The 7,716-nt window shown below is 68.5% G+C and carries 7 protein-coding genes; 1 reads left to right on the top strand and 6 read right to left on the bottom strand.

What is annotated here, in order from left to right:
• From P3W85_RS03385 to P3W85_RS03370, 4 genes are all read right to left on the bottom strand, one after another.
• The coding region (locus tag P3W85_RS03385) for a filamentous hemagglutinin N-terminal domain-containing protein (protein ID WP_276263728.1) at positions 1 to 2,838 on the bottom strand (2,838 nt) is incomplete at its 3' end.
• Positions 2,839 to 3,152: 314 nt separating this feature from the next.
• Positions 3,153 to 4,154 (bottom strand): FecR family protein, encoded by a 1,002-nt coding sequence (locus P3W85_RS03380; protein WP_276263727.1) that lies wholly within the window; start codon positions 4,152 to 4,154, stop codon positions 3,153 to 3,155.
• A 112-nt stretch (positions 4,155 to 4,266) separates the two neighbouring features.
• A complete protein-coding gene (locus P3W85_RS03375) occupies positions 4,267 to 4,782 on the bottom strand; it encodes an RNA polymerase sigma factor (protein WP_017224029.1) in 516 nt (171 codons plus the stop codon).
• A gap of 2 nt (positions 4,783 to 4,784) precedes the next feature.
• Positions 4,785 to 5,405: a TonB family protein gene (locus P3W85_RS03370; protein ID WP_276263726.1), complete on the bottom strand. Its 621-nt coding sequence runs from the start codon at positions 5,403 to 5,405 to the stop codon at positions 4,785 to 4,787.
• Between the two features lie 561 nt (positions 5,406 to 5,966).
• Between P3W85_RS03370 and P3W85_RS03365 the strand changes: the two genes are divergently transcribed.
• Entirely contained in the window at positions 5,967 to 6,542 is a 576-nt protein-coding gene (locus P3W85_RS03365) for a hypothetical protein (protein WP_276263725.1), read from the top strand.
• Here P3W85_RS03365 and P3W85_RS03360 read toward each other — a convergent pair.
• The gene (locus tag P3W85_RS03360; RefSeq protein ID WP_276263724.1) at positions 6,460 to 6,936 is read right to left on the bottom strand and encodes a methyltransferase family protein; all 477 of its coding nucleotides are present in this window, start codon (positions 6,934 to 6,936) and stop codon (positions 6,460 to 6,462) included. The genes P3W85_RS03365 and P3W85_RS03360 overlap by 83 nt on opposite strands.
• 74 nt (positions 6,937 to 7,010) lie before the next feature.
• Positions 7,011 to 7,716 (bottom strand): rhodanese-like domain-containing protein (locus P3W85_RS03355; RefSeq protein WP_346430230.1); only part of this gene is annotated, 706 nt, incomplete at its 5' end.

Raw genomic sequence — 7,716 nt, 5'->3', positions numbered from 1 at the left:
CTTGCCGTTGGCCAGAATCGCGGCGCCCGACGATACATCGATCAGGCTGCCGACGCCCAGCGTCACATCCTGCGTCGAGGCGAGCGTAACGCTGCCGCCGTCCAGGTAAGCCAGGCGGGACAGGTCGGACGGGCCTAGTTGCGCGTTGGTCCAGAGTCCCCGCGCATCGATGGTTTTTCCGGCCGCCAGCGTCACGCTCGCGTGGCCGTCCGGCGTCAGCAGCACTTCGGGGCTGCCGGCCTGGAACAGGTTGCCGGCGCTCACCTGGCCGCCGCGCGCGGTGATATCCGCATGGATGCTGGTGACGGGAGAGGTGATAGAGAGCCTTCCGCCATTGGCGAGGACGAGCGGCGCATCGACCGCGACCTGGCCGCGGGTCGCGATATCCAGCCCGCCGAGCTGTTGCCCGTTCAGGCGGGCCGCGTCCAGCCATACGGTGCTCAGCCGTTTCGCCTCCAGCGCATCGGCCGCCGCCATGTTCGGCGTGATGCTGTCGATATCGCCGATCTTCACGTCGCTGTTGAAGGCATTGACGCGCCCCAGCGCGCCATATTGCCCCAGCGCCAGGCTCCCTGCCCTGGCCACCGCGTTCTGGCTCTGCCTGTAAGGGTCCGTCACGCTGGCGGAAGCGGCGCGCGTCTGCTGCGCGCCATTGAAGACGGCGGCGACGATGTCGCCTTCGAGCACCGCCGTCGGCGCGCTGACGATCAGCTGGCCCGCATCCCGGCCCACCGTATAGCCGTTCTCCAGCAGCCGCTGCGGCGCGATCAGCGGTGCGTAGTAGTACTCCGTCGTGGTCTTGCCCCAGCGCGCATGCTCGCTCTCGAAGCCCTTGTACACGCCCGCGAACACCATGTCCGCCGGTGCGCTGTTGACGTTGTACAGCCGCCCGTCGCTGCCCTTGAGCCAGGTCTGGTTCAGGTACCCGGTCTGCACGTTCAGGCTCCCGCCCGACAGGTTCACGCTGGAGCCGGCCTGGGTGACGACCTCCTTGCCGCCCAGCACGATGGTGCCGCCCTGCGCGGCCCACTCCCCGATGCCGTGGCCCTGGTTGTTCAGGTACCCGCCCACCTCCAGCAGGCCGCCCGCCGTGTACCAGCGCTCGCCCGCGTACCCGCCCGTGCCGGCAGGCACGTAGGTCAGCTTGCGCCGGTCGATCCAGACGTTGGCGTTGAGCAGGTTGCCGCTGTCGCGGTTGCCCGGCGCATCGCGCTGCTCGTTGCCCTGCACGTTGATCTTGACGTTGTTCGCTTCCATCGCCAGGCTCACGCCCACCGCGCCGGAGACGTCGAGCTGGGCCCGTTCCGCCACGAAGCTGCGCCTGGCCGCGCTGACCGCGATCTGGCCGCCGGTGGCGAGCGTCAGCGAATGGCTGTCGAGCAGCACGTCGCCGCCCGCGACGATCTCGATGCGCGACTGGTCGCGCCGGTCCGGCAGGCGTGCGAGATTGTCGAAGGCGCCGGCGGCCGTCTGGGCACGTATCTTGTCCTGATCCGCCGAATCCTTGATCAGCGCATCGCGCTGGCTGTCCAGGGCGCGGGCCGTACCGTCGTCCTCGATCAGGATCGCGGTGGTGGCACCCTGGCCCAGCGTGACCTTGCCCTGCGTATCGCTGGCCGAGTTCAGCAGGTGGATCGTGCCGCGCGCGTTCACGGTGGTGCTGGACACGGCCACGCCGTTTTGCCGCACGTCGCGCCCGGCCAGCGTGATGTCGCCTTCGCGGGCCAGGAGCAGGCCGGTGTTGCCCACCTTGCCGGCGGTGCTATCGGCGACGAACTGCGGTGCGATTTCGTTGCCGCGCGTGGTCGAGGCGGTGTTGCCCTCGGTCCCGGCGCCCTTGCGGATGATGAAACTGTCGCCGGCGGCCAGCTGGGTCTGGCCCCGGTGCGTGGTGATCGCGCCGGCGTTGTTCACCTCGCTGCCCAGCAGCATGACGTAGCCGCCGCCATCGGTGACGCGCGACGGCTCGCGCGTCGTGATCCGCGCGCCGGCTTGCACTTGCACCTTGCCCAGCGCGTCGGTAAAGCTCGGCGTGGTGGCGTTGGGCCCATAGATGCCGTTCTTCTGGAACTGGTCGTTGCCGATGTTGGCGGCGGCGGCCACCAGGTTGCGCGTGTCGACCTGGCTGCTGCCGTTGAAGATGATGCCGTTGCGGTTGACGACCATCACCGTGCCGTCGCCCTGGATCTGCCCCTGGATCTGGCTGGGCCGCGCCTGCGGATCGTTGACCCGGTTGAGCACCGCCCAGTCCTTTTGCTGCGCGAAGGCCACCGTGGTGCTCTTGCCGACGTTGAAGGTCTCCCAGCTCAGGATCGCCTTGTCGGCCGTCTGCTGGATGGCCACCGTGGTCCTGCCATCCGCCACCGTCTGCACCGGTGCCTTGGCATTGAGCCAGCTTGCGCTCAGGCTGTTGGTGTCGACCTTGAGGCCGCCGTCGGCGAGGCCATCGGGCACCGAAGCCTCATTGAGGGCAGCCAGCCGGGCAGCGGCTTGCGCCGACTGCTGCGCGGCGATGGCCTGCGCCGCCGCGCCGAGATTGGCGATGGAGCGCTGCAATTGCGCGTTGGCCTGTTGCTGCTGTCCCTGCGGGCTGGTCAACGACGAAGCCAGCGCCCCGTTGGGTAGCCTGCCGGTCTGCGCCGCCATGCTTTGCGCGGCGCCCTTGGCCGCGAACCAGGCGCCGCTGAAGGCCTGCTGCGCATGCACATCGGCGGCGACCCCGCTGGCTGCCAGCGCCACGGCGATCGCCCGCGCGATCGGTGCCATGTGGAACGCCCGTCCCTCTTGCATCCCCTGCGTTGGTGTCGCCGTCGCGCGTTTTTGTCCGCGTGTGCTCATGTGGAATTCCTGCCCGAAAGTTGAGTCGATGCCAATCGGCTGCCCGCCCCGCGCCGGGCAGCTCACGTCCATCAGGGCCGTCACATGGCCGGCGGCTCGCGCCGGCGACAGAAGCGTCCCCCCTGTCTAAGGGACGAACAGCCTCGCGCAAATACCGCAAACTATTTTCGGGACTTTCTTCGGATCGGATGCTTTCGGGATGCGGCACCCGTACCCGGCTTCGGGCGCGCACGACAACGCAGGCAACGTGCATGGCACGTTGCCTGTGCATACTGCGCAATCGGGCGGAACATCCCTGTGCCGTGAAACCGGCCTCAGCTCAATACCAGCAGCCCGCCCGGCAGGGCGCGGGCATCGAGCCCGAACGCCTCCTGCAGCTGCCACAGCGCCACGTCCAGCGAGGCAATGACGAAACGCCCGCTCACCGGCTTGTTGCGCACGCTGTCGTTTATCAGCACCACCCGGCCCGGGCGGTAGCGATTGATTTCGTCGAGCGCGTCGGACAGCCTGGTCTGGTTGAACACCAGCAAGCCCTTGCGCCACGCCGACGCATCCGCCGGGTTGACGTTGCCCACCCCACTGAGCGCCTTGGCGTCATAGACGGCCTGCTGCCCGGACTTCAACGTCCGGCTGCCGGCGGGGTGCTCCACGCGCACCGTGCCATCGATGCACGTCACGCAAACCCGGCCGTCCAGATTCCGCACCTCGAACTGCCCCGACTCGGCCAGGCTGTTCCCGGCACCGGCGGCCACCGTAAAGGCGCGCCCCGCGCCATTCAGGTCGATGGCAGCCTCGCCGCTGATCAGGTCCAGCCCAACCGTTTCGCCACCCGCCATCTGCCGGCGCACGCTGGTCCGCGTATTGAGCGTGACGCTGACGCTGGCGGCCAGCACGAGCGTACGCTGCTCCCCCGCGCGGGTGTGGTCGTCGGCATCCCAATCCGCCAGTGCGGGCCACAGGCCGAGGGGCGGGTACACCACGGCGACGCCGGCCGCCGCCGCCGCGGTCACGGCCGCACCCAGGAAGGCGCGGCGGCCCCGTGGGGGAATGCCCGGCGCGCGTTTGCGCGGCAAAGCCGCTTCCGGCTTGCGCCGTTGCAGCTCGCGGGCCGGCGCCTGGATCGCGTCCCAGCGTAGCTTGACCGCACCATAGGCCGCCTGGTGCGCCGGGCTGGCCTGCACCCAGCGACGGAATCTCCGGGCGTCCAAGGCCTTCGCGTCGCCCGAGGTAAGCAGGCGCAGCCAGTGCCACGCCTGCGCTTCAAGTTCGGCGGGCGACACAGCGTGGCCTTCCTTGTGCGTCGATGTCTTCATCATGTCATATCCGACGTCCAGACTTTAGCGGCACCCGGAGCGCAGTCTGCGGGCAGGGTTCCCTGTTTCTTCTGTTCTCATAATTGATGACGAATGGCGGCACATGAAACCCGCACTATTTTTTCCCGGCGGTCATGTATGCGTCCAGGGATTCGTGAACGCGCTTCAGTTCATATTCCACCGTTCGTAGCGAGACGCCCAGGCGCCGGGCAGCTTCCTTCTGGGTGACGCCCTCCGAATGCACCAGCAGCGCCAGCGCCCGGCGGCGCTCCGGCATGCGGTCCAGCAGCCGCATCAGCGCATCCAGGTCGGAGCGGGCCTCGGCCACCTGCGCGGGGTTGGGGGCCGGGTCGGCCATCTCTTCCAGCAGCCCATCGACCTCGTCGCCCGACAACGAACGGCTCTGCCTGCGCTGGACGTCCACCGCCGCGTTGACCGCCATGCGCAGCAGGTAGGCGCCCGGATTCTGGATCGGACCGTAGTCGTCCTTGCCCTTGAGGCGCAGCCAGGTGTCGTGCAGCGCATCGCCCGCCGCATCGTCATTGCCAAGCAACCTGGTCAGGCGCGTCTTGAGATTGCCATAGCTTTTGCCCAGATAGTCCAGCAGGATGAGTCGTGAGTCTTCGGACATGGTCAGAACTCGCTATTATCCTGGCCGCAGCGCGGCCCGGTCACCGGATCGTTCGGCTGAATCACCATGGTCAGGGGCTGCTGCACGATCGCCGGCGGCGCAGGCCGCTCGATATGCACACCTCGCAGGGCCTCCAGCAGCGCGGCATCGCGGCGCGCATCGCCGCTGGAGCCAAGCAGGCGCGCCCCCTGGATGCGGCCGTCCGCGTCCAGGTGGAAACGCATCAGGACGCTGTAGCTGCCCGGCGCGGTTCGCGCATTGGCGCACAGGGCCTGCCAGATGCGCGCCTGCGCCAGTCCGGCGTAGCCCTGCGCGCTGAACAGCGCAGCCATGCCGCCCCGTGGCGCGCCGGCCTTCGTGCCGGCCTCCTTGAGCACGAAGGTCTGGCCCAGGCCTGAGCTGCGCTTGTCGGCAACCAGCCCCGTGCCACCCAGCAGAAGGAGCAACGCCGCTTCGGCGGAATAGCGGCCCCGGACAGCCGACGACATGCGGCCCTCGACGATATCGCTGGGAAAGAGCGCCGGCTTCCCGGTGGCGTCGGCATACCGGTTCAGCGCCGCATTGAGCGGCTGCGCCGGAATATCGAAGTCGAGAAGCCGTGCGCTCTCCCCTGCGGCAGGCACCGCAGACTGCGTACCCGGAAAGCCCGTCGACTGCGCACGCGCAGATCCCGTCGCAGTCAGAAAGCCCAAACACACCAGGCATGCCGCCAGCGCAAGCACACTGACCGATGCCGGGTTGCCTGTCATCTTCTATCGTGCGATCGTCTGAATTTCAGGTGATTTTTACAGCACAAACTGTCGAAATAAGTTGGAGAATACGCAGATAAAGTGACAGGTTCGTGACATGCCACCAGCCACGCCCGAGTCTCCCCAGCGCCCGGTGCCGCTCAAGGCCTGAGCCTGTCCGAGGCACGCGCAGGGTCATCGCGGGAGCAAGCGCCGTTCAGGCTTGCCGCGTATCCATGCACCCGGATCCTTTCTGCCCCCACACACCCCGTGCCGCGAAAAACCTGCGGTTTGGCGCCTCGCCAAACGTCTTGGCTACAGGGGCACGCATTGTCCGGAGGACCTGCATTGACACAGAGAGAACCGCTGCAATGGCGCGCCCCATGGTGGGCATGGCAGTGCCTGTCCTGGAGCGTGGCCACCGTCTCGGCACCCACGTTCTGGATGATCGGCGCCTTGCTGTCGATCGATGCGCACTGCGACCATCCCTTCTTCTGGTGGTCGCTGCCGGCGATCGTGGCAATCGGCAACGCCGCCGCGATCCTGCGCACCAACCGGCGGCATCACTGCCACGCCTTCACCAGCTCTTCAGTGCTGGCGCGCCATCACCTCGGCACCGCGCTGACTGCCGGCGGCACGCTGTTCCTGCTCGCGGGCTGGACCTCGGGCTTCCTGCCGGATATCACCGGGGCGATATCCGGTGCGCACAACGTGTCCATGGCGACGCCGGGAAGCATCGCGCTGGCCGTTGTCTTCGGCCTGTTCTCCTTCGCGCATGCCGGCGCCTTGCACGCCTGGCTGTGCTTTCGCAGTCCTGCGCCACCGAATCAGATGAAGCGCACCGGATGCGACGTGCTGGATCGGGGTACTTCCATCTCTGCGTCGAATACGTCGATTACGTCGATTACGTCGAATACATCGACTACGTCGATGACATCGGCCACCGACGCTACAGCCAGCGATGCACCTGCGCCCGGTAGGCAGCAAACTCGCCGCCGAAGCGCGCCAGCAGGACGCGCTCCTCCGGCATGATCTGGAAGCGCGTCAGGTAGGCCACGAACAGCGGCACCGGCACGCACGCCAGCACGCTGCCGAGGAAGATGCCCCACCCCGCCAGCAGCAGCGCGAAGCCGAGATACATCGGATTGCGGGTGTAGCGATAGATACCGTGCCGGACCAGCGCCGACGCCCGGCCAGGCCGAGTGGGATCGACGCTGGTGCCGCTGCGGCGGAAGGCCAGCACGCCGGCAACGCTGACCGCCACGCCTGCCAGCGCAAGGACCAGGGCAAGCGCCACCGCGGCCCGGTCCGAAAGCAGCGTGCCGAAGTCCCCCATGCGCCCGATCAGCCACGACAGGCCCATGGCAGCCAGCAACAGCAGAAGCGGGGGGCATTTCAGTTCCAGTCTTGCGTACAGGTCTGGCATCGGCGGCACCTCGGGCAATCGAAGCGCCATATTGTACGGCCACTCATCACCCGCCAGCGCCGCCCCGGCGGCGCTTACGCCGGGGCGGATCGATGGTCCGCCAGACGCACCGGCAGGCCGCCATCGCGCGCAAGCTGGTCCACCAGGCCGATCTCCCAGTTCAGGTAGGCATGCACCTCGGCCTTGCGGCGGCCTTCGTCCTCATAGGCGTAGGCGCTGTACCAGGCCTCTTCGTCCCCGGTCAGCACGCGCGCCGCGGCAGCGCTGCCGGCCCCGGCCGCTTCGGTGGGCAGGCCCAGCGCCTGCCAGCGCGCATTGCCGCCCAGCAGCGCCCGCACGTCGCGCCCGCTGACGCGGCGCAGCTCTGCCGCCACGGCCTGCGCCAGCACGCCGTCGGACGAGGTGACGACGATGACGTCGCCCTCCCCGGCATGACCGAGCACCAGTGCCGCCTTCTCCGGCGTGGCGAACCACGCGCCGGGCACATGGCCGCGGCGGAACGCCAGGCTGCTGTCCACGTCCGCCACGGTCACCCCGCCCAGCGCCTGCAGCGCGGCGAGCGAAGCGGCCTCGATCCAGGGCGCCTCGGCTTCGGATGCGCGCAGCACCCGCACCGGCTCCGCGCCGGCCTCGCGCGGCGCCAGCGGCGCGGGGCGGAACAGGAAAACCTCGTGCCCGCTGAACTGGGCCAGCCACGCGGCCGTGATCTGCGCGCGCACGCCATCCCAGTCGGCCAGCACGATACGGGCGCGGCGGGTGCCGGCGTAGGCATCGGTGGCT

It is taken from the genome of Cupriavidus basilensis, assembly GCF_029335485.1.
GTDB lineage: Bacteria > Pseudomonadota > Gammaproteobacteria > Burkholderiales > Burkholderiaceae > Cupriavidus > Cupriavidus basilensis_E.
Note: the sequence above shows the minus strand (reverse complement) of the source record. Positions and strands in the feature narration are given on the sequence as shown.